General features: G+C 63.9%; 29 protein-coding genes. 16 read left to right on the forward strand and 13 right to left on the reverse strand.

Features of this window, described 5'->3' with window-relative positions:
• Positions 1-30: 30 nt before the first annotated feature.
• Positions 31-756 carry a phosphonate metabolism transcriptional regulator PhnF gene (gene phnF / locus HL671_RS25765; protein WP_172239943.1) on the reverse strand — a complete coding sequence of 242 codons (726 nt, stop codon included), beginning with the start codon at positions 754-756 and terminating at the stop codon, positions 31-33.
• Positions 757-899: 143 nt separating this feature from the next.
• Between phnF and phnG the strand changes: the two genes are divergently transcribed.
• The 9 genes from phnG to HL671_RS25810 are packed head-to-tail and all read left to right on the forward strand — an operon-like array spanning position 900 to position 7,847.
• A complete protein-coding gene (phnG, locus tag HL671_RS25770; protein WP_172240135.1) occupies positions 900-1,352 on the forward strand; it encodes a phosphonate C-P lyase system protein PhnG in 453 nt (150 codons plus the stop codon).
• A complete protein-coding gene (phnH, locus tag HL671_RS25775) occupies positions 1,352-1,963 on the forward strand; it encodes a phosphonate C-P lyase system protein PhnH (protein WP_172239946.1) in 612 nt (203 codons plus the stop codon). Before phnG ends, phnH begins: the two co-directional genes overlap by 1 nt.
• Before the next feature lie 3 nt (positions 1,964-1,966).
• Positions 1,967-3,070, forward strand: coding sequence for a carbon-phosphorus lyase complex subunit (locus HL671_RS25780; RefSeq protein ID WP_012045748.1), 1,104 nt, complete (start codon positions 1,967-1,969; stop codon positions 3,068-3,070).
• On the forward strand, positions 3,067-3,951 hold the full coding sequence (locus HL671_RS25785; protein WP_012045747.1) for an alpha-D-ribose 1-methylphosphonate 5-phosphate C-P-lyase PhnJ: 885 nt from the start codon (positions 3,067-3,069) through the stop codon (positions 3,949-3,951). The genes HL671_RS25780 and HL671_RS25785 overlap by 4 nt, the downstream gene beginning before the upstream one ends.
• A complete protein-coding gene (phnK, locus tag HL671_RS25790; protein WP_012045746.1) occupies positions 3,944-4,738 on the forward strand; it encodes a phosphonate C-P lyase system protein PhnK in 795 nt (264 codons plus the stop codon). Before HL671_RS25785 ends, phnK begins: the two co-directional genes overlap by 8 nt.
• Before the next feature lie 11 nt (positions 4,739-4,749).
• Positions 4,750-5,448, forward strand: coding sequence for a phosphonate C-P lyase system protein PhnL (gene phnL, locus HL671_RS25795; RefSeq protein WP_172240138.1), 699 nt, complete (start codon positions 4,750-4,752; stop codon positions 5,446-5,448).
• Positions 5,449-5,462: 14 nt separating this feature from the next.
• Complete coding sequence (locus tag HL671_RS25800) at positions 5,463-6,620, forward strand: alpha-D-ribose 1-methylphosphonate 5-triphosphate diphosphatase (protein ID WP_172239949.1); 1,158 nt, start codon at positions 5,463-5,465, stop codon at positions 6,618-6,620.
• Positions 6,617-7,261 (forward strand): phosphonate metabolism protein/1,5-bisphosphokinase (PRPP-forming) PhnN, encoded by a 645-nt coding sequence (gene phnN / locus HL671_RS25805; RefSeq protein ID WP_012045743.1) that lies wholly within the window; start codon positions 6,617-6,619, stop codon positions 7,259-7,261. Before HL671_RS25800 ends, phnN begins: the two co-directional genes overlap by 4 nt.
• Positions 7,239-7,847 carry a pyridoxamine 5'-phosphate oxidase family protein gene (locus HL671_RS25810; protein WP_012045742.1) on the forward strand — a complete coding sequence of 203 codons (609 nt, stop codon included), beginning with the start codon at positions 7,239-7,241 and terminating at the stop codon, positions 7,845-7,847. The genes phnN and HL671_RS25810 overlap by 23 nt, the downstream gene beginning before the upstream one ends.
• 73 nt (positions 7,848-7,920) lie before the next feature.
• On the opposite strand, the gene HL671_RS25815 is transcribed toward HL671_RS25810, so the two are convergent.
• From HL671_RS25815 to HL671_RS25830, 3 genes are all read right to left on the reverse strand, one after another.
• Positions 7,921-8,142: a hypothetical protein gene (locus tag HL671_RS25815; protein ID WP_012045741.1), complete on the reverse strand. Its 222-nt coding sequence runs from the start codon at positions 8,140-8,142 to the stop codon at positions 7,921-7,923.
• Positions 8,143-9,433: 1,291 nt separating this feature from the next.
• A complete protein-coding gene (locus tag HL671_RS25825; RefSeq protein WP_012045739.1) occupies positions 9,434-9,760 on the reverse strand; it encodes a DMT family transporter in 327 nt (108 codons plus the stop codon).
• A gap of 256 nt (positions 9,761-10,016) precedes the next feature.
• Positions 10,017-10,277 (reverse strand): hypothetical protein, encoded by a 261-nt coding sequence (locus HL671_RS25830; protein WP_172239952.1) that lies wholly within the window; start codon positions 10,275-10,277, stop codon positions 10,017-10,019.
• Between the two features lie 221 nt (positions 10,278-10,498).
• Here HL671_RS25830 and HL671_RS25835 point away from each other — a divergent pair, with 221 nt between their 5' ends.
• A complete protein-coding gene (locus HL671_RS25835; protein WP_172239955.1) occupies positions 10,499-11,473 on the forward strand; it encodes a quinone oxidoreductase family protein in 975 nt (324 codons plus the stop codon).
• Between the two features lie 110 nt (positions 11,474-11,583).
• On the opposite strand, the gene HL671_RS25840 is transcribed toward HL671_RS25835, so the two are convergent.
• Together HL671_RS25840 and HL671_RS25845 are read right to left on the reverse strand one after the other, a co-directional pair.
• Positions 11,584-11,859 (reverse strand): hypothetical protein, encoded by a 276-nt coding sequence (locus tag HL671_RS25840; protein WP_172239958.1) that lies wholly within the window; start codon positions 11,857-11,859, stop codon positions 11,584-11,586.
• Positions 11,860-11,976: 117 nt separating this feature from the next.
• Entirely contained in the window at positions 11,977-12,597 is a 621-nt protein-coding gene (locus HL671_RS25845; protein ID WP_012045735.1) for a LexA family transcriptional regulator, read from the reverse strand.
• 163 nt (positions 12,598-12,760) lie between these two features.
• On the opposite strand from HL671_RS25845, the gene HL671_RS25850 reads away from it, so the two are divergent.
• Positions 12,761-13,297, forward strand: coding sequence for a GcrA family cell cycle regulator (locus tag HL671_RS25850; protein ID WP_012045734.1), 537 nt, complete (start codon positions 12,761-12,763; stop codon positions 13,295-13,297).
• Positions 13,298-13,350: 53 nt separating this feature from the next.
• Positions 13,351-13,956, forward strand: a complete 606-nt coding sequence (locus HL671_RS25855) for a DUF6456 domain-containing protein (RefSeq protein ID WP_172239961.1) — start codon at positions 13,351-13,353, stop codon at positions 13,954-13,956.
• Positions 13,957-14,017: 61 nt separating this feature from the next.
• Here the strand turns inward: HL671_RS25855 and HL671_RS25860 are convergent, their stop codons facing one another.
• On the reverse strand, positions 14,018-14,374 hold the full coding sequence (locus tag HL671_RS25860; protein ID WP_172240141.1) for a hypothetical protein: 357 nt from the start codon (positions 14,372-14,374) through the stop codon (positions 14,018-14,020).
• A 259-nt stretch (positions 14,375-14,633) separates the two neighbouring features.
• Between HL671_RS25860 and HL671_RS25865 the strand changes: the two genes are divergently transcribed.
• Complete coding sequence (locus HL671_RS25865) at positions 14,634-15,068, forward strand: hypothetical protein (RefSeq protein ID WP_012045731.1); 435 nt, start codon at positions 14,634-14,636, stop codon at positions 15,066-15,068.
• 65 nt (positions 15,069-15,133) lie between these two features.
• Here the strand turns inward: HL671_RS25865 and bamA are convergent, their stop codons facing one another.
• On the reverse strand, positions 15,134-17,464 hold the full coding sequence (gene bamA, locus HL671_RS25870) for an outer membrane protein assembly factor BamA (protein ID WP_172239964.1): 2,331 nt from the start codon (positions 17,462-17,464) through the stop codon (positions 15,134-15,136).
• 238 nt (positions 17,465-17,702) lie between these two features.
• On the opposite strand from bamA, the gene HL671_RS25875 reads away from it, so the two are divergent.
• Entirely contained in the window at positions 17,703-18,758 is a 1,056-nt protein-coding gene (locus tag HL671_RS25875; RefSeq protein ID WP_172239967.1) for a hypothetical protein, read from the forward strand.
• 172 nt (positions 18,759-18,930) lie between these two features.
• Here HL671_RS25875 and HL671_RS38050 read toward each other — a convergent pair whose 3' ends face one another.
• Positions 18,931-19,164: a DUF6894 family protein gene (locus tag HL671_RS38050; RefSeq protein WP_210264094.1), complete on the reverse strand. Its 234-nt coding sequence runs from the start codon at positions 19,162-19,164 to the stop codon at positions 18,931-18,933.
• A 436-nt stretch (positions 19,165-19,600) separates the two neighbouring features.
• Between HL671_RS38050 and HL671_RS25885 the strand changes: the two genes are divergently transcribed.
• Positions 19,601-19,789, forward strand: coding sequence for a hypothetical protein (locus tag HL671_RS25885; RefSeq protein WP_041750924.1), 189 nt, complete (start codon positions 19,601-19,603; stop codon positions 19,787-19,789).
• An 11-nt stretch (positions 19,790-19,800) separates the two neighbouring features.
• Here HL671_RS25885 and HL671_RS25890 read toward each other — a convergent pair whose 3' ends face one another.
• Genes HL671_RS25890 through HL671_RS25905 form a run of 4 tightly spaced genes read right to left on the reverse strand, consistent with a single transcriptional unit; the run spans position 19,801 to position 23,034 of the window.
• Positions 19,801-20,118 (reverse strand): cupin domain-containing protein, encoded by a 318-nt coding sequence (locus HL671_RS25890; RefSeq protein ID WP_012045726.1) that lies wholly within the window; start codon positions 20,116-20,118, stop codon positions 19,801-19,803.
• On the reverse strand, positions 20,115-20,870 hold the full coding sequence (locus HL671_RS25895) for a YqcI/YcgG family protein (RefSeq protein ID WP_012045725.1): 756 nt from the start codon (positions 20,868-20,870) through the stop codon (positions 20,115-20,117). The genes HL671_RS25890 and HL671_RS25895 overlap by 4 nt, the downstream gene beginning before the upstream one ends.
• Positions 20,871-20,890: 20 nt before the next feature.
• A complete protein-coding gene (locus tag HL671_RS25900; protein WP_172239973.1) occupies positions 20,891-22,189 on the reverse strand; it encodes an MFS transporter in 1,299 nt (432 codons plus the stop codon).
• Complete coding sequence (locus tag HL671_RS25905) at positions 22,189-23,034, reverse strand: hypothetical protein (RefSeq protein WP_244424149.1); 846 nt, start codon at positions 23,032-23,034, stop codon at positions 22,189-22,191. The genes HL671_RS25900 and HL671_RS25905 overlap by 1 nt, the downstream gene beginning before the upstream one ends.
• Between HL671_RS25905 and HL671_RS25910 the strand changes: the two genes are divergently transcribed.
• Positions 22,964-23,980, forward strand: coding sequence for a GlxA family transcriptional regulator (locus tag HL671_RS25910; protein WP_012045722.1), 1,017 nt, complete (start codon positions 22,964-22,966; stop codon positions 23,978-23,980). The two genes, HL671_RS25905 and HL671_RS25910, sit on opposite strands and share 71 nt — an antisense overlap.
• Positions 23,981-24,076: the final 96 nt, after the last annotated feature.

Below are 24,076 nucleotides of genomic sequence, written 5' to 3' on the forward strand. Positions count from 1 at the left end.
CCGCCGCGGTCGCGGTTGCAGAACCTTGCGCTAAGCTTCCACTTCGAAGGTGACACGCTCGGCGGCGAAGCGTGAGCGCTTGCTGACGAGCGGCGTGCCGTCCGCGTCGATGTCCGTGCTCTCGACGACCAGGACCGGGCGGCCCAACGCGAGGTCCAGGCGCGCGGCATCGCTGGCGTCCGCGATCGCCGCAGTGATACGCGTTTTGCCGCGCCGGTAGTCGCGCATACCGTAATGCGCGAGCAGCGCCGTCATCGAGCGGGTTGTCGCGAAGATCCGCGCGGCATCCGGAAAGCGCTCTGCCGAGAGCCAGGAGGTGCTGACGCAAATCGGCGTCTTGTCGGCGAAGCGCAACGCCTCGATGCGGATCAGCGGCGCGCCGGTCTTCAAGGCCAGCTCGCGGGCGAGCTCGCGCGTTGCCGGCTCCTCCGAACTCGCGATCAACTGTCCGCGCGGCTCGCGCCCACCGGCGCCGACGATCTCGGAAAAGCGGGTGCGCGAGCGCAGCGGATAGGACAGCCGGGGCGCTTCCACATAGGTGCCGCTGCCGCGCTCGGCCCGCACCAAGCCGCGTTCGGCCAGCATCGCCAGCGCGCGCCGCACCGTATGGCGGTTGACGCGATAGGTCTCGGCGATCTCGGTTTCCCCGGGCAGGCGCGTGCCGGCCGCGAACCGCCCGCCGGCGATGTCGCGCTCGATGCCGTCGGCGACCCGTCGCCATAGGGCCACGCCTGAATCGGCGTCCGGCATGCTCATTCGGTCGTCCCGCCTGCACTGGTGAAAATCACGTCCATGTCATCAAACAGTCATGGCGCTCTCTTATCAAGTTGTCTATTATCATAGACAACTTGAGCCGGGCAAGATCGACAGTGGCCATCAGGGGCAACATGGACGGCAATATGAGCGGCAATACGTTGCAGGAGAGACGCCAGGGGGCGATGCAAGTGCTGTCGCATGCGCCGGCAGCCGACATCGCGCTGCGTATGGCAGAGCTGCCTCTGCCGCCCTATCAGCAGCTGCGTGCGCCGGAGAACGGTCTCGTCATGGTGCGCGGCCGCATCGGCGGCGATGGTGCGCCATTCAATCTCGGCGAGGCCACGGTGTCGCGGGCGGCCATCCGTCTTCACAGCGGTGAGGTCGGCTTCGGTTATGTGCTTGGCCGTGACGGCGAGAAGGCGCGGCTGATCGCGCTGTGCGACGCGTTGATCCAATCACCCGATCATGCCAGTGCGATCGAGGCCAAGGTCGTAGCGCCCTTGCGGGCCGAGATGCGCGCGGCGCGGGATCAGGCGGCCGCGCAGGCGGCAGCCACGCGTGTCGATTTCTACACGATGGTTCGCGGAGAAGGATGATGCAGAGCTTGGATCACGCGCTGCAGCCCGGCTTCGCCGACAAGGTGCTGTCGGCGCAGGCGACCTTCCGCACGGTGATGGAGGCCATGGCGCGTCCGGGGCAGGTGATGCAGGTCGAGGACGGCGTCGGCCGGCCGCCGTCGATGATGGCCGGTGTTGCCGCCATCGCCCTGACGCTGTTCGATCAGGAGACGCCGATCTGGCTCGATGCCCCCTTGTCGGGCGCGCCGGATATCGGGGCGTGGCTGAAGTTTCACACCGGGGCTCCGATCGTCGCCGATCCCGCCCTCGCAAGCTTCGCCTTGGTTGCAGCGCCAGAGCAGCTTCCGGATCTGCGCAGCTTCGCGCTCGGCAGCGCGGACTATCCCGATCGCTCGACGACACTGGTGTTGCAGGTGGCGAGTCTCTCCGTCGGGCCGATGTGTCAGCTGCGTGGGCCTGGGATCGACGGCACGGTGTCGCTTTGCGCATCGATCGCGCCCGCCGATTTGTTCGCAAGGCTGTCGATCAACGAAGCTCTGTTTCCACGCGGCATCGACGTGATCCTGGTCGACGGCCGTTCGCTGGTCGCGATCCCGCGCACGACGCGGCTCGCCGCTGCAGGAGGTTGAGGCATGTATGTCGCCGTCAAGGGTGGCGAGCGCGCCATCGAGAATGCACACCGTCTGCTGGCGCATGAGCGCCGGGGCGACCGGAATGTGCCGGAGCTCTCACTGGCGCAAATCTCGGAGCAGCTCGGGCTCGCGGTCGATCGCGTCATGAGCGAGGGCTCGCTGTATGATCGCGAGCTGGCCGCGCTTGCGATCAAGCAGGCCCGTGGCGATCTGATCGAGGCGATCTTCCTGGTGCGGGCGTTCCGCGCGACCCTGCCGCGCTTCGGTGCGACTGAGCCGGTCGATACCGGCGCGATGCGGGTGCAGCGGCGGGTGTCGTCGACCTTCAAGGACATTCCCGGCGGGCAGGTGCTGGGGCCGACCTTCGACTACACGCATCGGCTGCTCGATCCGCAACTCGCAATGGCCAGCGATCCGGATGCGCCGGCGCTCGCCGAGGCGTCGCATGCGCCGACGCCGCGCGTGACCGATATCCTCGGCCAGGACGGGCTGATCGAGCCGTCGCCGCAGACCGTGGAGGGGGCGCCGGTCGGCGACCTGACGCGCGATCCCCTGGGTTTTCCTGCGGGCCGCGACCTGCGCCTGCAGAATCTGGCGCGCGGCGACGAGGGCTTTCTGCTGGCGCTCGGCTATTCGACCCAGCGTGGCTACGGTCGCAATCATCCTTTCGCCGGCGAGATCCGTTTCGGTGAGGTCGAGGTCGAATTCTTCGCCGAGGAGATCGGCTTTGCCGTGCCGCTCGGCTCGATCGAGCTGACGGAATGCCAGATGGTCAATCAGTTCAAGGGCTCCGCGACCGAGCCGCCATGTTTCACGCGCGGCTATGGCCTCGCCTTCGGCCAGAGCGAGCGCAAGACGATGTCGATGGCGCTGGTCGATCGCGCGCTGCGCGCGCGCGAGCTCGGTGAAGATCTGGTCGCACCCGCGCAGGACGAGGAGTTCGTGCTGTCGCATTCCGACAATGTGCAGGCGACGGGCTTCGTCGAGCATCTGAAGCTGCCGCATTACGTCGACTTCCAGTCCGAGCTCGGCCTGTTGCGCAAGCTGCGCCGGGAATTCGCCGAGGCCAATGCCGAGCCTGCACTGAAGGAGGCCGCGGAATGAACGCGCCGACCTACAACTTCGCCTATCTCGACGAGCAGACCAAGCGGATGATCCGCCGCGCGATCCTGAAGGCGATCGCCATCCCCGGCTATCAGGTGCCGTTCGCCAGCCGCGAGATGCCGATGCCTTATGGCTGGGGCACCGGCGGCGTGCAGGTCACGGCGGCCATCCTCGGCCCCGACGATGTGCTCAAGGTCATCGACCAGGGCTCAGACGACACCACCAACGCGATCTCGATCCGCAAGTTCTTCGCCAAGACCGCGGGCGTGGCCACGACGACCTCGACAGAGGCCGCGACCGTGATCCAGACCCGCCACCGCATTCCCGAGGCGCCGCTGCAAGAGGGGCAGGTGCTGGTCTATCAGGTGCCGATTCCGGAGCCGTTGCGCTTCCTCGAGCCGCGTGAGACCGAGACGCGCCGCATGCATGCGCTGGCGGAATATGGCCTGATGCATGTCAAGCTGTACGAGGACATTGCGCGCTTCGGGCACATCGCGACGTCCTACGCCTATCCGGTCAAGGTCAATGCGCGCTACGTGATGGATCCGTCGCCGACGCCGAAATTTGACAATCCGAAGATGGACAATTGTCCGGCGCTGCAACTGTTCGGGGCTGGACGTGAGAAGCGGATCTATGCCATCCCGCCCTATACGTCGGTGGTGTCGCTCGATTTCGAGGATCATCCGTTCACGCGCTACAAGTTCGATGCGCCCTGCGCGCTGTGCGGCGCCGAGGATTCCTACCTCGACGAGATTGTCACCGACGACAAGGGCAGCCGCATGTTCGTGTGCTCCGACACCGACTATTGCGAGGGCCGCCAGGCTGCCGGGCATCGCGGCACGCAAAACGCCGCGCCGCACAAGGAGGGCGCTCATGTCTGAGGTCACCCGCACGTCCGATCAGCCGCTGCTGGTCGCCGAGGCGCTGTCGAAGAGCTATGGCCGCCTCGCAGCCTGCCGCGACGTCTCGTTCGTGCTCTATCCCGGCGAGGTGCTCGCCATCGTCGGGGAGTCCGGTTCGGGCAAGTCGACACTGCTGCAGATGCTGTCGGCGCAGCTTGCGCCGAGCGCGGGCCACGTGTCCTACCGCATGCGAGATGGTGTGCTGCGCGATCTCGCGGATCTCGGCGAGGCCGAGCGCCGCTTCCTGTTCCGCACCGATTGGGGCTATGTGCATCAGGACCCGGCGCAGGGGCTGCGCATGGCGGTGTCGGCCGGCGCCAATGTCGGCGAGCGGCTGATGGCGGTCGGCTGGAATCATTACGGCCGGATCAGGCAGACGGCATCGTCCTGGCTGGAGCGGGTCGAGATCGACGTGGCCCGCATCGACGATGCGCCCCGCACCTATTCGGGCGGCATGCGGCAGCGGCTGCAGATCGCGCGCAATCTCGTTACCGAGCCGCGGCTGGTGTTCATGGACGAGCCGACCGGCGGACTCGACGTGTCGGTTCAGGCTCGCCTGCTCGACATGATGCGCAGCCTCGTGAACGAGCTCGGCCTCGCGGCGATCGTGGTCACGCATGATCTTGCGGTAGCGCGGCTGTTGTCTCATCGTGTGATGGTCATGAAGGAGGGGCGGGTGATCGAGACCGGCCTGACCGACCAGGTGCTCGACGATCCGCGCGAGCCATACACACAGCTTCTCGTCTCCTCGATCCTGCCGCCATGAGCCCGACCGCAATGACCGTGATGATCGATATTGAGGATGCCCGTAAGACCTTCATTATGCATCTGCAGGGCGGCATCTCGCTGCCGGTGGTGCGTGGCGTGTCGTTTCAGGTCAAGGCAGGGGAATGCGTCGTGTTGTCGGGGCCCTCGGGCGCCGGCAAGTCGTCGATCCTGAAGATGATCTTCGGCAATTATCGCTGCGACGATGGCCGGATCGCCGTTCGTCACCAGGGCGAGATGACCGACCTTGCCGGCGCGGAACCGCGACTGGTCCTGAATGCAAGGCGGCAGACGATCGGCTATGTCAGCCAGTTCCTGCGCGCGGTGCCGCGCGTACCCGCGCTGGATGTCGTCGCCGAGCCGCTGCTGGCGGCGGGCCTGGGGCGCGACGCGGCCCGTGCTCGCGCCGGCGCGTTGCTCGGTCGCCTGAACATTCCGGAGCGGTTATGGTCCCTGCCGCCATCGACCTTCTCCGGTGGCGAGCAACAGCGCGTCAACATCGCACGCGGGTTCATCTCGGACGTTCCGATCCTGTTGCTGGACGAGCCGACGGCGTCGTTGGACGCTGCCAACCGCGCCGTTGTTGTCGACCTCATCGCGGCGAAGAAGCAAGACGGCGTGGCGATGCTCGCGATCGTGCATGACGATGAGATTCGTGAGCAGATCGCTGATCGCACGGTCGATGTGACGACCTTCGCAGCGGCGGCATAGAGGCAGGATTGCAGATGAGCGCGAACATGTCCGACACGGTAATAGGCAATGCCAGGCTGGTCCTCTCGGATCGGGTCATTGAGCAGGGCTGGGTGGCCGTTGCCGCTGGCAGGATCGTCGAGTTCGGCGAAGGCGATGCACCGGCCGGCAGTCTTGACGTCGAGGGCGATCTGCTGATGCCGGGCCTCGTCGAGCTGCATACCGATCACCTCGAGGCCCACGTCGTACCGCGCCCGAAGGTGCATTGGGATCCCGTTGCGGCAGTCATCTCCTATGACGCGCAGCTGGCGACCGCCGGCATCACCACGGTTCTCGACTCCTTGCGCGTGTGGACCGAGGATGGTACCGAAGGCGTCGATGGTCAGGCCAATATGCTGGCTGAGGCGATCGCGACGGCCCGCGATGGCGGACTGCTGCGCTCCGACCACTTCCTGCATCTGCGCTGCGAGGTGCCGATGCCCACGGTGGTCGAGGAGGCGCGGCAGCTGGCGGGGCGCCCTGACGTGCGGCTGATGTCGCTGATGGACCACACGCCGGGCCAGCGGCAGTTCCGCGACGAGGGCAAGCTGCGCGACTACTACCGCGGCAAGAGCGGCGGCAAGACGGACGCGGAGCTCGACGTGATGTTCGCGCGACGCTTTGCGTATCAGCAGGCCTATGCTGCGCCGAACATCCGCGACATCGTTGCGTTGGCCAAGACCCATGACGTGCCCTTGGCCAGTCACGACGACACCACCGAGGAGAATGTTGCGGACGCGATCAAGGACGGCATCGCGGTCGCCGAATTTCCGACCACGATCGAGGCGGCGCGTGGCCTGCACGAGGCGGGCATCAGTATCCTGATGGGGGCGCCGAACGTCGTTCGCGGCGGCTCGCACTCCGGCAATATCGCGGCGGTCGACCTCGCCCGCGAGGGTCTGCTGGACATCCTGTCGTCGGACTATGTGCCGTCGAGCCTGCTGATGGGCGCGCTGCAGCTGCCGCAGCGAGTGCCGGCCATCGATCTCGCCGCCGCCGTGCGCACGGTGACCAAGGCTCCCGCCGACGCCGTCGGCCTGCATGATCGCGGCGAGATCGCCGCGGGCAAACGGGCCGACCTGATCCGCGTTCGTGTCGCGGGCCAGCTGCCGGTGGTGCGCAGCGTCTGGCGAGAAGGATTGCGGGTGGCATGAGCGAAGCGGCGGCCGTAGCGCAGGATTTGCGTGAGAAGCTCGGGCCGGGGCGCCTGGTGCTGGTGGTCGGGCCGAGCGGCGCGGGCAAGGATACGTTGCTCAACGTCGCGCGCCGCGACTGCGCTGGGGATGATCGCGTCGTGTTTCCGCAACGGATCGTCACCCGCGCGGCTTCCGCCTTCGAGGACAATCTGGAAATGAGCGCGGCCGGCTTTCGCGAGGCGCTCGACGCCGGTCAGTTCGCGCTGCATTGGGATGCGCATGGGCACGGCTACGGTGTGCCGCGGTCGATCAATGACGACATCCTGGCGGGCCGCACCGTCGTCGTGAATGTCTCGCGCACCGTCATCGCGGCTGCGCGGCGCAGCTACGCCCATGTCATCGTCGTCACGATCACGGCGCCGCCAGACGTTCTCGCGGAGCGTCTCGGCAAACGGCATCGCCCGAGCGACGGCGATATCAGCGAGCGCCTCCACCGCGCGGTGAACGACGACGACGTCGCGGCAGACGTGACGATCGTCAATGTCGGTGATCCCGAGCCGCATGGTCACAGGCTGACGCAGATCATCAGGGGACCGCGTGAGGCGACGCCGGTCGAAGCCACGGAAGGAGGCAGCCATGTCGGTCATCACCACGATTGAGCAGCTCGAAGCGATCTATGGTGAGACCGGGCTGGCCTCGACGGCCAAGGTGGCCGATCGCGTGACACCGCACTATCGCGTGATGATCGAGAAATCGCCGTTTGCGGCGCTCGCGACCTGCGGCCCTGAAGGCCTCGATTGCTCGCCGCGCGGCGATCTTCCGGGCTTCATCCGTATCCACGATGAGAAGACGCTGATGATGCCCGATCGCCGCGGCAACAACCGGGTCGATTCCCTGCGCAACATCGTGCGCGATCCGCGTATCGCTCTGCTGTTCCTGATTCCGGGATCGGGCAACACGCTGCGCGTCAATGGGCATGGTCATCTGTCGACCGCGCCCGACCTGCTGGAATCGTTCCGCATGGAAGGCAAGCTGCCGCGGACAGTGCTCGTCATGACGGTGGAGGAGATCTACTTTCAATGCGCGCGGGCGATTGTTCGTGCCGATCTTTGGAACCCGGAGAAGCGCGTCGATCCGCGAGAGCTGCCGACGCCGGGCCAGATCCTGGCCGCCATGACCGCCGATATTGATGGTGCGGCCTATGACCGTGAGTGGCCTGAGCGCGCGCGGAAATCGATGTGGTGATTTCAGCGCGGCTCAAAGACAAGAGTGTCAAAGACATCCTTGTCAAAGACAGGGTTGCAGGACGGCCCGACGATCAGGCCGCGAGGTCTAGCAGGCGCGAGGATCCCCTGACGAGGACCTTGCGCCCGGCGAGGGTGAGCTTCGCAGCGCCGCTGTCGATGACCGCGAGTCCAAGCGCTACGAGCTGCTCGACGATCATGCCATTCAGCCGGCGGCGGTCGCGCGCGGGAATGCGGAGCGCCTTCAGCGTCTCCCATTGATCCGGCGTGAGTTCCTGTTCGAATTCCGCGTTCATGCTGCCTCGAAAGTTGACGTCCCGCATTCGTCTTAGGGAAGTCGCGTGACGAAGATGCGACCTTCCTGCACCCGTAGTGATGCGGCCGCTTCATTACGCCCGAACCGCGTGTGAATTAATTCAAATTTGAATGATCTCGACAGGGACTGCTGCATTGCAGCTAACCCTGTTGGAAACGGTGAACGGTCATATGCTGTTAATAGAAAATTAAGGCAAATCATCCGCCGCAGGCGTAACGCCGCTGTCACATCGATGTGTCAAACGGCGCCGTCTTCGCGCTCGAATCGGCCGGTGCGCATGTTTGATTCGGAACGCGCGCTGAATGGCTGACCTGAATGATGAGCTGCCGCCTGTGAACCGCAGAACCTGGTGGCGCAGCCTGGGTGGGCTGATCCTGAGCCTCTCGATTGCGGCTGTTGCAGTTTATGTCCTCACACATGCCATCAAGAAGCTCGATGTCGGTCATGTGCTTGCGATCGCACAGGCCACTGACAAGCATCTCATCGCGATCGCATTGGTTCTTATCGCGCTCTCTTATGCCGGGCTGACGCTGTACGATCTGTTCGCGCTGCGGACAATCCGCCGTCCCGACATTCCCTATCGCGCGGCCGCGCTCGGCAGCTTCACGAGCTACCCCATCGCGCACGGTATTGGCGCGGTTGCGTTGATCTCGCCGCTGGTCCGGTATCGGATCTATGCGCCGTATCGGCTCGGCGCGATCGACATCGCCAATATGAGCTTCCTCACCGGGCTGACATTCTGGCTCGGCAATCTCACCGCGCTTGGCTTGAGCCTGCTGATCGACCCCGATGCGTTCGGCTGGGTCGCTTATTGGCCGCCGACCTTGAATCGGCTCATCGCGGCAGCACTGCTTTGCGGCGTCGTCGTCTTCGTCGTATGGAGCTGGCCAGGGCGGCGGAGCACGCGCTGGCCGGTCCGTCTGCCGTCCGGCCCGGCCGTGCTGCTGCAGATCGTGGTCGGATTGTTCGATCTCACCATGGCGGCGCTGGCGATGTACGTCCTCATTCCCGCCGAACTCGGCATCGAGGTCACGCGGCTGATGGCGGTGTTCATCGCCGCCACGCTGCTCGGCTTCGCCAGCCACGCGCCGGCTGGTATCGGGCTGTTCGACGCAACCATCCTGCTGGGTCTGGGCGGTGATGACCAGGAGCCGCTGCTCGCGGCATTGCTGATCTTTCGCTGCCTCTATCACCTGCTGCCGTTCGTGCTTGCGCTCGGCCTGTTCGGCGGCGTCGAGCTGGCGCGCTCCTGGCGAAGGCCGGGCATCGTCTCACACGGGGGAGTTCAACTTCAGTCCGACCATGCCGGCAATGATCAGCGTCAGGCAGAACAGCCGCATCGGGTCGGCGGGCTCGCTGTAGATGGCGATGCCGACAATGATGCTTCCAGCAGCGCCAATGCCGGTCCATACCGCATAGGCGGTGCCGAACGGCAGTGACCTCAGCGCCAGCGACATCATCGCGAAGCTGAGAAGGATCGCGATGATCGTTCCGATGCTCGGCCAGAAGCGCGTGAGGCCGTCGGAATACTTCAGGCCCAGCGCCCAGATGATCTCGAGCAGGCCGGCGGTCAACAGAGCGAGCCAGCCATTCATCATTGCGGCGAGCCCGAACGCGCGGCGGCACCGGCAGGGCCGCCTGTCTGTCGAAGCTGTGGGACAATCGCCCGACAAAGTCCGGCCATTCCGTCATCTCCGCGCCGGTCGAACCTGCAATCCATCTGCATCGTTTGCACGACGCGCATATGACAGGCGCAAGAGCGCTTGGCCGCGGAGCTGACGTTCAGAGATCCGACGCCTCAAGCGGTAATCAAGACCGGCTGTGTGATGGCGGGCGACGACGCGGCTGCTCGAACTATCTCTCCTCCATCATCGTGAAGACAAAGCCCGTCAGCGTCGCGCCGACGGCAAAGGACAGCGTCATGACGCTCACGAAGATCGTGACCGTCATCATCGGCTCGACACTGTGCGTGATCAGGCTCGCGATTCCGAACGCATCGAGCTTTGTGAGTGCGAAGGCGAAACCGAGGCCGAGCGTGGTGCCCATCAACGCGTGACACGCAAGCTCAAGCAGGATCGCCGGCCTGATCAGTTCGCGACGCTTCTTGGGCGGCATGGGACGTGTCCTCCGCTTTCGCCTGTGAACGCGCGACGGCATTGGCGGTTCCTGCCGCGCGCTGTCGATGGGACGGTCTGCGGCAAAGCTGATTGCCAAACCGCGGCGCGAGCGGCTACGACAGGGCGCTGTCTCGGTCGCGCGCGGACGCGACACCGTTCAGGAACGGCCATGATGCCGCCGAACGGGGCGGCATGGTCCAACAGGGAGGACAGACACTCATGACAAGCGCCATTCGCTTCCACAAGACCGGCGGTCCCGAAGTTCTGGTCTGGGAGGACGTCACCGTCGGCAAGCCCGGGCCCGGCGAAGCCCGCATCCGTCACACCGCGGTGGGGCTCAATTTCGTCGATATTTACAACCGTTCCGGCCTCTATCCCGTCCAGCTGCCGAGCGGACTTGGCAGCGAAGGCGCCGGGGTCGTCGAGGAACTGGGGGAGGGGGTCACCGATCTCAAGGTCGGCGACCGCGTCGCCTATGGTTCGTCACCGCTCGGCGCCTATTCCGAGGCGCGGCTCATTCCGGCCGCGCAATTGCTGAAGCTGCCGGACGGGATCGACGACAAGACCGCCGCCGCCATGATGCTCAAGGGCCTGACGGTCCAATACCTGATCCGTCAGACCTACCGGGTCAAGGCTGGCGAGACGATTCTTCTCCACGCGGCGGCAGGCGGTGTCGGCCTCATTCTCAGCCAGTGGGCCAAGCATCTCGGCGCCTCGGTGATCGGCACCGTCTCCAGCGACGAGAAGGCCGAGCAGGCCAGGGCCCATGGCTGTGATCACACCATCGTCTATTCGCGCGAGGATTTCGTCGCACGCGTCGGCGAGATCACGGCGGGCAGGAAGGTGCCGGTGGTCTATGATTCCGTCGGCAAGGATACGTTCCTGAAGTCGCTCGATTGCCTCGCGCCGCTCGGCTACGCCGTGCTGTTCGGCCAGTCATCCGGCACGGTCGATCCGCTGAATCTCGGCCTCCTTGCCCAGAAAGGCTCGCTGTTCGTGACCCGGCCGACCCTGTTCACCTACGCGGCCAAGCGCGAGAATCTGGTGGCCATGGCGAACGAGCTGTTCGATATCGTCAAGTCGGGGGCGGTGAGGATCGAGGTGAACCAGACCTATCCACTCAAGGACGCCGCCAAGGCTCACGCCGACCTCGCTGCTCGCAAGACCACCGGATCGACGGTGTTCCTGGTCTGACCCGGGCTCGACGAGGTTCTGCGAGGGTGTTCAAACGCGGGAGGGCCGGCCAGCAGCTCTGGCGGACCCGCCGTCAGTTCTGGTCGAAGGGACGAGGGCGGCATCCTCGTTCAGACCTGCTCGTGCTTGCGCAGGTCGCGGCGGTGGTCGAACTGCGCGGCCTGCATGTCGATCGTTGCTTCGTCGAGTTCGGGGACGGCAGCCTGTGCCATCACGTCCGCAGTGATGTCCTCCACCGCGTGGTCGCGGATCTCGTGAATGAAACTGATATTCGCAAATTCTCCCGACGCGACCCGTGCAATCACCTCGCGCCGGGTCATCTCAGGATCGACCACGGCCTCCCGTCCACGACGGCCGTAGTCGATCATCACGACGAAATATTGCATGCAGCGCCGCCTCGGAGTCCGCCATATCCTGGAGCGACATTATTTCTGATAAACAGAAAAATGTCAATGGCATTCCCCGGCGGCGCTCAAGCCCTCGCTATCGGCATCAATCCGCCATCACTTGCTGGACGACCGTGCCGCCCTGGCGCGGGCGGCCGATTTGCTCCGCATCCGCTGGATCTGGCCGCGCGGCAGGGTCACAAAGATCTCGCCGATCCAGTCCAGCTTGACGCCCAGGATCGGCTTGGCGTTGAAGCTCTTGAGATTGACCAGGGTTGACGATTTGCCGCGCTCGATTGTCTTCAGGTAACGTTCGCCGGTCTTGAGCCGCACCACGGCCTCCTCGCCGTAGAAGCTCGACAGCGGGTGCCGCTGCTCGCGATACACCACGATCACGTCGCCGTTCTCATATTTCGGCAGCATCGAGTCGCCGGACACTTCGAACGCGATGGTCTCTTCCGAAATCGGGAAGGGCAGGGCCACCTCGCCGAGTCCCTCCGCCGGCACCTGTTCATATTCCGGCTCGATGACGGAGCCGGCGCCCACCCGTCCCATGATCGGAACGGAGTTCAGCTCCAGGTACTCCGTGATCAGGGGAATCTCGGCGGCCTTGATCAGCCGTTGCCCCCCGAGAATCTCGGAGACCGCCCCGGGGCGCACGCCCATGGCGCGGGCCAGGCCTCCCTTCGTTTTCCCCGGCTTCTCCAGGGCACGCTCGATCATGGCGACGTCCAACATGGCTCCAAACCTCCGTTGCGAATCCGATGGCGCATCATATGTTTCCGATAATCAGAATTCAAGCTTGACTTTTCGTTCGGAATATCGGAAATTGAGCCGGTCCGGGGCGAAGGCGCAGTGGCGATGCCGCCCCGGGCCTCCCCACGCAGACGAAGAGGCGAAAATGCAGTCCACCGATTGGCCCGATCAACATTCAATGGTGTTGCGTGACCTTCACGCCAAAGGACTGTCTTATGCCGAGATTGCGCGGGCCCTGAATGCACAATTCGGTACCACCTATACGCGCAATGCGACGCTCGGCCGGGGCAAGCGAATGGGGCTCGCGCCGGTGGTCCGGCAAGCGGCTCGCGCTCCCGAACCCAGACCGCGATCTGTCGCCGCGGGAACCGGCGGGCGTGCTGCGGACCCGGCAACCAGAGATCAGGTTGTCAGGCCTGCCCCCGCGGCAGCGCCGGCGCCAGTCCGGCTTCGCTGCGTCGGCATCAGTCCCAGGTTGCTCTCGTTCGAGCAACTCGAGGCCGGCGACTGCCGCTATCCCTATGGCGGCGACCGGGACGACGACCCCATCACGTTCTGCGGTCATCCGCGGCAGCCCGGCGCAAGCTACTGCACCCCGCATTTTCATCTCACCCGCAACCCGGAGGTCACGGCCGAGCGTCCGACAGGCCCTTTGGTGCTGCGGCTCGTGGCGGCTGCGTGATCACACGTGCAACTGACCAGACATGATTTCAACCAGCATGACGGAGACGGAATATGGCGCGTCCGAAACGCAGCAAGTCGATTCGCATCTCGAAGAGCCACGACCGTCGCGCGCTTGACTTGCCCAGGAATGCGGAGGTGGTCGCGGTCGAGATCGACGATCCTTTTGCGCGCGAGCCAGGCGAGAAAATCGTTGCGCTCCGATCGGTCCGCAACGATCCGCTCGGCCGCCTGCACGCGCACAAGCAGCTGGACGAAGCGCAATATCGGTCGGGACGCGCCTTCCAGAACGATTGGGAGCGGGCGGAGCGGGGACCTCAGGCCATTGACCCCTCGCGTGATCATGTCGACGGCGCGCAGGGCCGCGAGCTCGTGACCGAAGGTCAGCGACAGGCGATGGTCCGGCTGAACCGGGCCGAGCGCGAACTCGGCGCGGACGGGGCGGCGATCGTCCATGACATCCTGGTGCATGGCCTTACGATGGAGCAGGTCGGGCACAAGCGGGGGCTGTCCAGCCAGCGCTGGAACGACTATTTCGCGCGCCGGTTCAAGGAATGCCTCGATCGGCTGGCCGTGCTCTATGGAATGTCCAATGAACGCATTTCCAGGGCGAACGGTCACCCGCTGCAATCGAGGCATCGCGCCGACCCGCCGTGTTAGCAGCAGCCGGCAACGCTCGCGGCATGATCCTGGGCCGCGAGCGCTGGCCGTGCTTCTCGGGTCAAGGGTGCGGCGCCGCAATGTAAGCGGTGCTATAGGGCTCGATCCGCAGCGACGCATGGGCGAGCAGCGCAATCTTGGCAGAGGGGGTCATCTGCAGTTCACCATTCGGCCCGCGGTGCACGTTGTATTGCCAAGCCGTGAGATCGCCTTTCTGCGCCAATGCGTGCGCGATCGCGCCGGCGTCGCTTCCGCCAATCGTTCTCATCTCCTCGGAGCTGAGCCCGATGACGATCTCGTCCTTGACGGTCACCACTTTGAACAGCGAGATCTTGTTCTCGTCAGCGATCGCCGTTGCCGCGGGAACGGTCAGCATGGTGAGGGCGGCGAATATCAAGCTTTGCAGTCGTGAAGTCATCGCGTCTCCTGTCGGCAGTGGCTCATCGGATAGGGGCTTGAGCGTGCAAGCATTGGTTTCCGATGCGGCGCAGTTGGTTCGTGAAAAATTGCTGCGCTCCAACAATGAACCGAACGCGTGCTGCGGCGTCTAAGCACGCTTGTGGGTCTATGAAAAAATCGTGCCCGACGGCACTTGCTTGACCACCGACTCAAAAACCCTGGTTGACGCTACGCTCTCCGCCTTGTTTGATTGGGAGAAGGAAGAGACGGGGGATCACATGGTCAACGGACAATTTCGGTTGAGGCCTGCCGGGCGAAGGATCGGACTCGCGGCCATGGCGATGCTGATCGCGACGACGGTAGAGCCGACGACCGTGCTCGCGCGGTCGTCGGGATTGGCCAGCAGACAGATGCTCACGCATGCGACGTCGAGCGATGCGACCGATTTCAGCGCGCGCCGGCGTTATCGTCGCCACTACCACGGCAATCCCGCAGCCGGCCTCGCCATCATGGGCGCGATGATCGGAACGATCGGTGCAATCGCCGCGCATCAGCATGATGACGATTACTACTACGGCGGGCCAGGATACTATGCGGGACCGGGTTATTACGGGCCTCCACCGGTCTACTACGCGCCCCGTCCTTATTATGGACATCCCTATTACGGCCATCCTTATTACGGGCCGCGCGTTCACTATTATCAGCCGTACTGAGCTTCGCCCGGCGGGACGATTCGCGCCGGCGTTTGTGGGCTTTGTCGGGGGGAAGCGGCCAGGCCTCAGAAGCCGCCGGCGCTGAAGCGCAGCGGCTGGACGACGTCGTAGGCGGCCTTGCTCAGCGGCACCGCGTAGTCGACCGTCAGCGGTCCGAACGGGGACGCCCAGGTCATCCCGACACCGACCGATGAGCGAATGACGTTCTTGTTTGCGACCTGCAGGTTCTGGGTCGGGCCGCGATAGCCGAACACGGTTCCAGCGTCGACGAAGGCCGATGCGCGCAGGCCGTACTCCTGCGGCAGCCCCGGAATGTTGCTTTGCAGCTCGGCGGTGGTCGCCCAATAGACGCTGCCGCCGACATTGTCCCGCGTCGAGCCGGCGGTGAGATCACGGGGGCCGAAGCCGCCAGGCGCGAAGCCGCGCACCATGGTCGGGCCGCCGAAGAAGCTGTTGAGAAGGGGCGCCTGCCGACCGCCCCAGCCGGTGATATAACCCCCTTGCGCGCGCACCATGCCGGTCAGGTCGTTGTTGATCGATCGATAGTAGCGAACGTCTTCGGTGGTCCGCAGAAAGCGCACGTCGCCGCCGAGGCCGGCGAGATCCTGGCTCAGTTGCGAGCGGATGCCGTTGGTCGGGATCTTGTTGTTGTCGAGCGTGCTGTAAGTGACGGTATGCCCAAGTTGCGACACCAACTGCCGGCCAGCGGCGGCGGCCTGTCGGACGGCCGGCGACACCGCGGCCGGATTCGTGCCAGGGGAGAGGACGACGTTCTGGTCGTATAGCGAATAGCGCCAAAGGATGGCGGTTTGCTCGCTCACCGGCATGCCAAGCGTCAGCGCGGCGCCGTAGGTATTGCTGCCGAAGGCTTGAAACGTGGTGGCTGCGCTTTGCCGCGCGAACAGTTCGATCCCGGGCGTCGTGCGTCCCAGAGCATAGGGAGAGGTGAATGACAGATTGGCGCCGCGCGCGAATTGGCCATAGGTGAACGCCGCCTGCGCCGTGTTGCCCGTTCCAAGCACGTTGCGATCGCCGATCTTGACTTCCGCGAGCAGGCCATCAGTGTTGGAATAGCCGCCGGACACGTTGAAGTCGCCTGTCGCCTGGTCGACCACTTCGACGTCAAGGACGACGCGATCGCGGGACGACCCCTGCGTCGATGAGATCTTGACCGTCTTGAAGTAGTTCAGATTCCTCAAGCGCCGCTCGGCCCGGTCGATGAGCGTCTTGTTGTAGGCGTCGCCCTCGCTGAAATCGAACTCGCGCCGCACGACGTCGTCGCGTGTGCGCGAATTGCCATGAATCTCGATCCGCTCGACATAAGTGCGCCGCCCCTGGTCGACCTGAAAGCGGACGCCGGCGAGATGGGCGGTAGGATTGCGCAGAATGACCGGCTCGACCTGCGCAAAGGGAAAGCCGATCCTGCCGAGCTCCGCCGTCACCGCTTCCGTCGTTTTGACGAGCTTGCCGTCGTCGAAGACGTCACCCTCCTGCGCCAACAGCAGGGAACGCAAGCGTTCGCAGTTCAGCTCCGGGACGTTGCACGACAACTCGATCGCGCCGAACCGATAGGGGGGACCTTCCTCGATCGCGAATGTCACATCGAAGCCGCTGGTCGCTCGGTCATAATCGACATTGACGCTCGTCACCTCGGCATCGGCATAGCCGTGATTTCGATAATATTGCCGCAGCTGTTCGCGATCCGCATTGATCCGGTCGGGGTCATAGACGTCGCCGCCGGTGACAAAGCTCAACAGGTGCGTCGCCGATGTCTTGATGACGGCCTGCAATTGTCGCGCGCCATAGGCATGATTGCCGATAAACCTGACGCTTCGGACGGGCGTTTTCTTGCCCTCCGTGATCGTGAACACCAAGTCGACGCGTTCATTGCCGCGATCGATGATCTCGGGGACGACACGGACGTCGTCGCGTCCGACACGGTGATAGGCTTCGATGATGCGAGCCACGTCGCCCTGCACGGTTGCGCGCTGCAGTCCAGCTCGCGGTTTTGACTGAACTGCGGCCGAGAGCTCGGCGTCTTTCACCTTCTTGTTACCCTCGAAGGCGACGCGATCAAGCACCTTTGCCTCCGAGACGCGCACTGCGATACGCCCATCGGCGCGGTCGATCCGCACGTCCTCGAACAGGCCGGTTGCGACCAGGCTTTTCAGACCGGAATCCAGCGCGGCGGCGTCGTAGTGACCGTTGGCGTCGGCATGGAAGTAGGCGCGCACCGTATCGGCATCGATCCGGCGGTTGCCCAGCACGGCAACCGTCTCCGTGGCCGCATGGGCCGAGATCGCCGATATCAGGACCAAGACCGCGACGGGCAGCAGGTGCTTACGAACTGCGTCGAGGCCGCGCCGTCCGGTGCGTCCGGAGTTGTCCGCTGTCATCGCTGCGAGCTCGTCCATCGCCCGGATGCAAGTGCGGGCGGAGGGCAAAATCATGTCGCGGTGGTGGTGAGTTGTTGGTCTGTCGTCCCGCGAGGGACGGTTCGCGCGAATGTGAAGCTCTGGACGTCGCAGAAAGGACGCAGAGTCGATCCACAGGATTGCTGCTTTGCTCATGCGTCCGGATCTGCAGATGCTGATCGTGGCGCATGTCATTGTGAGCAGATATCGGGAGCAGACAATGCGAGTGATCGCGCTGGCCCTTATCCTTTGTAGCTTCGTGCAATCGGCTCTTGCTGCTGCGGCCGCACCGGAGATCGATCCACAGACGTCGCTCGCCGTCGTCCAGCAATGGATCTACAATTATCGGACCAAGCCGGATTACGCTCACGTGCCGGCTGCCGTCCGTGTGATGTTTCATTCCCAGACCTTCAAGGAACCTGAGAACGCAGGCATCTACCTCGGCTTCATCGCCGGCGCCATCGGTTCCAATCCCGCCAAGGCCGAGCAGCTCGTCAACAGTTTTTTCCCCGTTCCTCCGGAGGACGAGTGGGTGATCGTTCGGGCGATCGCCTATTCCGGTCTGCCGGATTGGCGCAATCTCATGCGCAAGATCGCGCCGAAGATGCCGGGGCGCCGCGTCATGATCGAAGGCTATCTCAGCGGCGCGCAGCAGACCTTGCTGGAGATTCCGCTCGAGGAAGCCAAGCTAGGGATGATGGACAAGCTGCGGGGCGCGATCACGCAGAACCCGTTCAAGAAGGAGGAGCGCAAGCTCGATACAAGGTTGAGCTATGCGACCCACCAGGATCTGCTCGATATTCTCTGGGGCTACTACTTCGCCACCGGCTCGTACGTGCCGATTCAGCGCATCGTGCAGATGCTGCCGTGGTCGAAGAGCCGCGACACCGTCGATAAGCTGACGATCGGCAGCATGGCGCGTTATACGCTCGCCAGCTACTCGGTACGGGATGCAGCCTTGCGGGACTATCTGCGCGGCGAGCTGGCGCGACAATCGGCGCCGATCAAGGCGCCGCTGGCCGAAGTCGTCGAAGCGGCCGATACGGTTCAGCTCGGTGCTGTTCGCAAGGATGCCGTGGCTGCGGTCGAGGAGCTCAAGACCAAGGGGTCGGATGCGCGCCGCAACATGGACTTCTGGGGCCAGCTGGGGGTAGGGGCTCTGGCGCTGGGCTGCGTCTCTGCAGCCGCGCTCGGACAGGTGGCGGTCGGAATTCCCTGTGTGATCGGCGGCTCCGCCTCCCAGGGATTGCTCTCATTCTGGGAGAAGCAGCAATGAGCGGGCGGCGATGGATTACGCGCGGCCGGTTCGCAAGAGATCGGCGCAGGCAGCGAATGGACGAAGCGGGGCCACGCAGCTTCTGCGCTTAAAAATTGTGGATAATACGTTACGTGGACCGAAAGTAGAATGCAGCTCCGCAGGGACGGACGTCTCCGGCGTCCAGCTCAAATCAGGAGAGGCTGGCCTTGGCGACAGCGGGATAGACCGGCTCTCGGTGGATTTCGGCGCCGGATTCGTCAACAACAACAATCGACAACCGCCGATCCGTGATGCGGGGATCGTGGCGTAGCCGCCGGGCCAGATCCCGGCTGTGTTCGATGGCTCCCGCGCGCGTGGCAAACTCGAGGCCGGTTCGGTCTCGGGTCGGAATGCCGTCCTTCATGTCAAAATAATATGTTTGCATGGTCTTCCTGCCGCCTTATCCGCGAGAAATCAGGCTGTGGAACGCAGCGGCGGATCCGCAACCCATTGTCTTCGCGCGTAAACTATAGAAGACCTCTAATGCGGAGGACAAGCTTACCTCCGCTGGATTTCCCCTTACTGGTTCGGTAATCGACCATTTTCGCTGGCATCGGCGATCAGAAACTGCCAAAACGCTCAAATTGTGCCGCCGAAATCGACCATCTGGTCAGTTCGGCTTGCTGCAGGAGTTGTTCGCTGGCATACTTTCAACCTCGTCGGGTTCCGCGCGGTCGATTTCCAGGCGGGCCATTCTGAGGATTAGGGTCGCTGTCGTCAGACCAAGACTTTCAGCTTCGATTGCTGCAGTATCTACCTTGCGTGCAAGGCCTTCTCGTTTGCTTAGGACTGCCATAGTTGTTTCCTGTTATAGGTGCGAGATGAAGAATCCCACTCTCATCGCGGAGCTGCACGCGAAGCTCGGAGCCCCATCGAGCGATGCCGTGGAAAGCCTTCGACTGTTGAAGGCGTTCCTGAAGCTGGCTCCGGGCCAGCGCATCGAAGTCGTCGAACTGGTCGAGCGGCTCACCTCGGAGCACAACTCGGAAACCGATCGTCCCCTGTCCTGACCTCACATTCCCTAATTGCTCGCGTCGGCTGCGGGAGTCTGCGTCGCAATCGCGTAGATTGCGTCGTCAAGGGCTTCCGATTCGTGGAGCGTCCCGGCCGGCAGCAGGATCTTGTCGCCAGCAGTGCAGATGCGTTCGCCGCCCTCCCATCGGAAGGTCAGCCGGCCTCGGATCACCACGAGGATTTCGTCGACCGGGTGGGTGTGGAAGTGATGGACCTTGCCTGCCGCATCATGCTGCAACTCGATGCAGCCCTGCCTGGGCAACAGCGCGAGGATGTCGGGATCAATCGCGAATTCCGTCTTCGTACCAGCGATGATCTGGGTCATGCGGCCTGCTCCTTGTCTTCGACCGAAGGCAGCTTGGTTTGCGCGAGCCTGTGGAAGGGACAGGCTGGCGGCGGTTCGTTGTCGTCGTAGAGGAAGTACTGCTTGTATTCCCGGCCTTCCGGATCGCCGTAGCGCCCCAGCAGCGGTGATGCTGTCGTCGTGTCGAACGGCGCGAGCCGCTTGCGCACTTCGCCAAACGCCTTCGCTGCAGCCCGATCGGTGCCGAGGATCTTTTCGAACACCCAGCGTGGCTGGAACGTGAGCATGAAGGCGCTCGAGCGCCGGCTCTGCCGCATCACATGCGCCGGCGTGCTGCAGACAACGAAGATCGGCTCCCCGGCAAACGAGAACTCCCACATCGGATCGTCGATGGTCTGCGGGATGTGTGCCGGCCACGGTTGTTTGTCGATGCGCGCGAGTTGATCGAGGATGCGCCAGAACTTCTTGTAGTAGGCGTCGAGCGTTTGAACCGGTCGAGGCCGCGTGAACAGAACGAGCGAGGTGTTGGGTCCGTGCGAACGAGATTCCGATACGAACAGTGCGAGCTGCTTGCCGAGAGCGTCCGTGTCGAGAGGATCGAGAAACAGATAGCGAAGCTGATCCTGCCGATAGCCGGCCACGCCAAAGATGCAGGGAAAAGGGCGAGCATCGCTGCTCATTTGAGCTTCGAACTCCGAAAACAGGACGCTCTGCCAGCTGCTGACGCGATAGCTGGCTCGAACCTCGTCCTTCCTTAAAAACAAACGCGACATACTCACCCTCTCCGTTATGCTTAAGTATTCGGTGTCAGTCTGGGCCTCATCATCAGTGGTCCGAAAATGCCCGGTAGGGACATCAGCAGAAGAGCTGCCAGCAGGGTCGCGTAGCCGGCGTCGTTTGCGACGGCGTGCAGGCTTGAGCCGTCACCGGCACCAAGTCCGCTTGCGGCCATCATGGCGAAGGCGATGACGGGCTGCGCCAGTCCTGCGAACACGCCTGCCGAGGTTGTGTTGATCGAGGCCCCGACACCGATACGTTCCACCGTGTAGAGATGCTTCGTGCATTTCAGGATCAGGGGAACCGTGCCGCCTGCGACCAGGCCCAGCACGGCAAACACCACGCCCACATAGACAAGGCCAAATGCATGAGCGAGAGCCGGCCACAGCATCGCGACAAGCAGCATGCGAAGCAGGCTGATGCGTATCAAGGCCGAGTCCAGCGACCGCGTCCGGTCGGCAGCATGGCCGAGAAAGATGGATCCGATCGCATTTCCGACCATGAAGGCGAGCAGGGGGGCGCCGGCGGCCGACGGTGAAATGCCGAAATAATGCGACACCATCGGAATGCCCCACACGCCAGCCAGGGTCGTGACCACCGCGAAATGCGACGCGAAGCTCATCGCGCAGCCCCAATTCGCGGCTGATCCGAGCGCCTGCCAACTCGCCAGCAGGACGCTCTTCAGCGTCCTTCCATTGTTGTTCGATGGCGCGGCCTTCAGCGCCATCGAGGCGCATGCCAGGTTGGCGATCCCGACACAGGCGATGAAGAAGAAGCAGGCGCGCCAGCCGAAGCCGCTGACGGCGGCTGCGAGCGGCGTGGTTGCGATGACGCCGCCCGCATAGCCAGAGACCTGGGAGATCCCGGACATCAGGCCGAAACGCTCGTCTGTAAAGCTCTGCGCGACCAGCTTCAGCAACGCGGTGAATACGAGCGCGTCGCCGCAGGCCACAATCACGCGGGCTATGAAGACGTCGAACAGGGTAGGCGAGAGCGCGAATGCGAGACTGCCGACCACCGATGCCGCCATGCTGCACAGCACGACGCGTTTGACGCCGTAGCGATCGACCAGCAGACCAGCCGGAATCTGCATCAACGTGTAGCCCCAGAAATAGCTGGAGGCGAGCATCGCGACACCCGAAGCGTCGGTGCCGAAATCGCGCATGAAGCTCAGGCCGACGGTCTGCGGCGACATCCGCTGCAGAAATGCGATCGCATAGGCGAATGCGACCGTTCCCCACGCAACATAGGTGCGATCGAGCAGCCTGATCGGCGACGAGGATGAGGATACGGCGTGTTGTCCGAGCACTGCCATCACACCCTCGCGTAGCCGACCGAGAACAGCGCGTCGGCTGAATTCGGGATGATCCGCGACATGGCGGCCTCGACGAGCGAGGCCGTGCCGCGATAGTCCTGTCGAATATGCTCGATGTGTCCATAGGCGCCGCGCATGATCATGCCGGGCACTTCGAGCGGCTTGCCCGGATAAAGCGTCGCGCACATTTCGATGCAGGCGGCCTGCAGATCGGCGTCCGCTTCGTCAGCGAGCAGCGACGGTGCAACCATTTCGCAGATCTTCGCGTTGGCGGCCCACACGATGGGATTGCGTGTGCGCCAGCCGTAGAGAAGCCGCTCGCTGTGCGAAGCGGCGCAGGGATGTTTGAGAATTTGCGATGTGAAGAAGCCGTACAGGCCACGTCCCTGATACGCCGGAAGCACTTCGGTGCCACTGCGATAGATGGCCATCCGATGCGCAATGGTCATGACGCGATAGACCGAGAAGGCGATGAGTTCGACGCGATCGTAGACCAGAATGAGGCTGTATTTGCTGTCGAAGGGCGACGAGGAGGCGGTCCAATGCGGTTCGATTGCTTTCCAGTTAATGGCAATGATCGAATTCATCGCATCCATGATTGGCTGACGATCCGAGCAGCCGATCTTGGATGCGTCAGGAAAGCTGTAGACGGCATAGTCGCCCCAGGGAGAGGCGATGGTCGGGTATCGGCCATCCAGCTTGAACGCCATTGCAAGGACTCCCACTCTGCAGTGCAGGCTATACAGGCGGCCGTCCGATGGCTTAAAGGACAATATGCCCTCGAATTCTGCCAAGTCCCGGCGCGCAGCTCTGCCACCAGACGCCACCGAAAGACGGTTGGTCATCGTGGCCTTTCCAGGCGTGACGCTGCTCGACGTGTCCGGGCCGGCCCAGGTGTTCGCCGAACTCGCCGACATCGAACTGCCGCGCCCAGGCTATGCACTGAGCTACGTCTCGAAGCACGGCGGTCTGGTGCCTACAGACGTCGGACTGATGATCGATACTGCCCCGATGACGGCCATCGATCCGCGTGAGGTCGACACGCTGCTAATTCCGGGCGGGCCGGGCATCTGGAAGTTGCGCCAGGACGAGGCGCTGATGCGATGGATTGGTCAGGCGTTGCCCGATGCCCGGCGGATCGCCTCGGTGTGCCTTGGCGCGTTCGCACTGGCATGGGCGGGAGCGCTCGAGGGCAAACGCGCTGCGACCCATTGGCGCTATTGTCCGCGATTGCAGGACAGTTTTCCCAATGTGAAGGTCGAGCCGGACGCGATCTTCGTCCAGGATGGGCGCGTCTGGTCCTCGGCGGGCGTCAGCGCCGGGATCGATCTCGCGCTGGCCATGATCGAGGAGGATTTCGGTCATACGATCGCGCTCGACGTGGCTCGGCGGCTGGTCGTCTTCCTCAAGCGTCCCGGCGGCCAAAGCCAGTTCTCCACCGTGTTGGCCGCGCAGGCCTCCGACGTCGAGGGGCGATTCAGCGCGCTGCATGCCTGGATCATCGAGAACATCGCGAGCGATCTGCGCGTCGAGACGCTGGCCGCAAAGGCCGGCATGTCGCCGCGCACATTCGCCCGCACCTATGTCAGCCGAACGGGCATGACGCCTGCGCAGGGCGTGGAGGCGCTCAGGGTCGAGACGGCGCGACTCCTGCTCGAAAGTCGCCAGGTGGGGAGCGTGGTCGAGGTCGCGCAAAGGGCCGGCTTCGGTGATGACGAGCGCATGCGCCGCGCGTTCCTGAGGCACCTCGGCGTCTCGCCTTCGGAGTACCGCCGCCGCTTCTCGGGCTGAGCTGATTGCGATTGCGCCAGGCGGTCGCATTTCTCCTCGCGCAAGGCTTGCGGCTTGCGTTCGAGTTAATTCGACCTGCCGAGTTGGGGCCAGAGT

Source organism: Bradyrhizobium denitrificans (assembly GCF_013179005.1).
GTDB lineage: Bacteria > Pseudomonadota > Alphaproteobacteria > Rhizobiales > Xanthobacteraceae > Bradyrhizobium > Bradyrhizobium denitrificans.

What these genes read in the sequence shown, in the direction of transcription:
- HL671_RS38050 (WP_210264094.1), bottom strand. Translation starts at nt 19,164, where the DNA reads ATGCAAACATATTATTTTGACATGAAGGACGGCATTCCGACCCGAGAC.
- phnH (WP_172239946.1), top strand. Translation starts at nt 1,352, where the DNA reads ATGCAGAGCTTGGATCACGCGCTGCAGCCCGGCTTCGCCGACAAGGTG.
- HL671_RS25835 (WP_172239955.1), top strand. Translation starts at nt 10,499, where the DNA reads ATGACAAGCGCCATTCGCTTCCACAAGACCGGCGGTCCCGAAGTTCTG.
- HL671_RS25830 (WP_172239952.1), bottom strand. Translation starts at nt 10,277, where the DNA reads ATGCCGCCCAAGAAGCGTCGCGAACTGATCAGGCCGGCGATCCTGCTT.
- HL671_RS25825 (WP_012045739.1), bottom strand. Translation starts at nt 9,760, where the DNA reads ATGATGAATGGCTGGCTCGCTCTGTTGACCGCCGGCCTGCTCGAGATC.
- HL671_RS25800 (WP_172239949.1), top strand. Translation starts at nt 5,463, where the DNA reads ATGAGCGCGAACATGTCCGACACGGTAATAGGCAATGCCAGGCTGGTC.
- HL671_RS25895 (WP_012045725.1), bottom strand. Translation starts at nt 20,870, where the DNA reads ATGTCGCGTTTGTTTTTAAGGAAGGACGAGGTTCGAGCCAGCTATCGC.
- HL671_RS25890 (WP_012045726.1), bottom strand. Translation starts at nt 20,118, where the DNA reads ATGACCCAGATCATCGCTGGTACGAAGACGGAATTCGCGATTGATCCC.
- HL671_RS25865 (WP_012045731.1), top strand. Translation starts at nt 14,634, where the DNA reads ATGGTCAACGGACAATTTCGGTTGAGGCCTGCCGGGCGAAGGATCGGA.
- bamA (WP_172239964.1), bottom strand. Translation starts at nt 17,464, where the DNA reads ATGACAGCGGACAACTCCGGACGCACCGGACGGCGCGGCCTCGACGCA.
- phnL (WP_172240138.1), top strand. Translation starts at nt 4,750, where the DNA reads ATGACCGTGATGATCGATATTGAGGATGCCCGTAAGACCTTCATTATG.
- HL671_RS25885 (WP_041750924.1), top strand. Translation starts at nt 19,601, where the DNA reads ATGAAGAATCCCACTCTCATCGCGGAGCTGCACGCGAAGCTCGGAGCC.
- phnN (WP_012045743.1), top strand. Translation starts at nt 6,617, where the DNA reads ATGAGCGAAGCGGCGGCCGTAGCGCAGGATTTGCGTGAGAAGCTCGGG.
- HL671_RS25910 (WP_012045722.1), top strand. Translation starts at nt 22,964, where the DNA reads ATGCCCTCGAATTCTGCCAAGTCCCGGCGCGCAGCTCTGCCACCAGAC.
- HL671_RS25840 (WP_172239958.1), bottom strand. Translation starts at nt 11,859, where the DNA reads ATGCAATATTTCGTCGTGATGATCGACTACGGCCGTCGTGGACGGGAG.
- phnF (WP_172239943.1), bottom strand. Translation starts at nt 756, where the DNA reads ATGAGCATGCCGGACGCCGATTCAGGCGTGGCCCTATGGCGACGGGTC.
- HL671_RS25900 (WP_172239973.1), bottom strand. Translation starts at nt 22,189, where the DNA reads ATGGCAGTGCTCGGACAACACGCCGTATCCTCATCCTCGTCGCCGATC.
- HL671_RS25905 (WP_244424149.1), bottom strand. Translation starts at nt 23,034, where the DNA reads ATGACCAACCGTCTTTCGGTGGCGTCTGGTGGCAGAGCTGCGCGCCGG.
- phnK (WP_012045746.1), top strand. Translation starts at nt 3,944, where the DNA reads ATGTCTGAGGTCACCCGCACGTCCGATCAGCCGCTGCTGGTCGCCGAG.
- HL671_RS25860 (WP_172240141.1), bottom strand. Translation starts at nt 14,374, where the DNA reads ATGACTTCACGACTGCAAAGCTTGATATTCGCCGCCCTCACCATGCTG.
- HL671_RS25855 (WP_172239961.1), top strand. Translation starts at nt 13,351, where the DNA reads ATGGCGCGTCCGAAACGCAGCAAGTCGATTCGCATCTCGAAGAGCCAC.
- HL671_RS25780 (WP_012045748.1), top strand. Translation starts at nt 1,967, where the DNA reads ATGTATGTCGCCGTCAAGGGTGGCGAGCGCGCCATCGAGAATGCACAC.
- HL671_RS25850 (WP_012045734.1), top strand. Translation starts at nt 12,761, where the DNA reads ATGCAGTCCACCGATTGGCCCGATCAACATTCAATGGTGTTGCGTGAC.
- HL671_RS25845 (WP_012045735.1), bottom strand. Translation starts at nt 12,597, where the DNA reads ATGTTGGACGTCGCCATGATCGAGCGTGCCCTGGAGAAGCCGGGGAAA.
- phnG (WP_172240135.1), top strand. Translation starts at nt 900, where the DNA reads ATGAGCGGCAATACGTTGCAGGAGAGACGCCAGGGGGCGATGCAAGTG.
- HL671_RS25815 (WP_012045741.1), bottom strand. Translation starts at nt 8,142, where the DNA reads ATGAACGCGGAATTCGAACAGGAACTCACGCCGGATCAATGGGAGACG.
- HL671_RS25810 (WP_012045742.1), top strand. Translation starts at nt 7,239, where the DNA reads ATGTCGGTCATCACCACGATTGAGCAGCTCGAAGCGATCTATGGTGAG.
- HL671_RS25785 (WP_012045747.1), top strand. Translation starts at nt 3,067, where the DNA reads ATGAACGCGCCGACCTACAACTTCGCCTATCTCGACGAGCAGACCAAG.
- HL671_RS25875 (WP_172239967.1), top strand. Translation starts at nt 17,703, where the DNA reads ATGCGAGTGATCGCGCTGGCCCTTATCCTTTGTAGCTTCGTGCAATCG.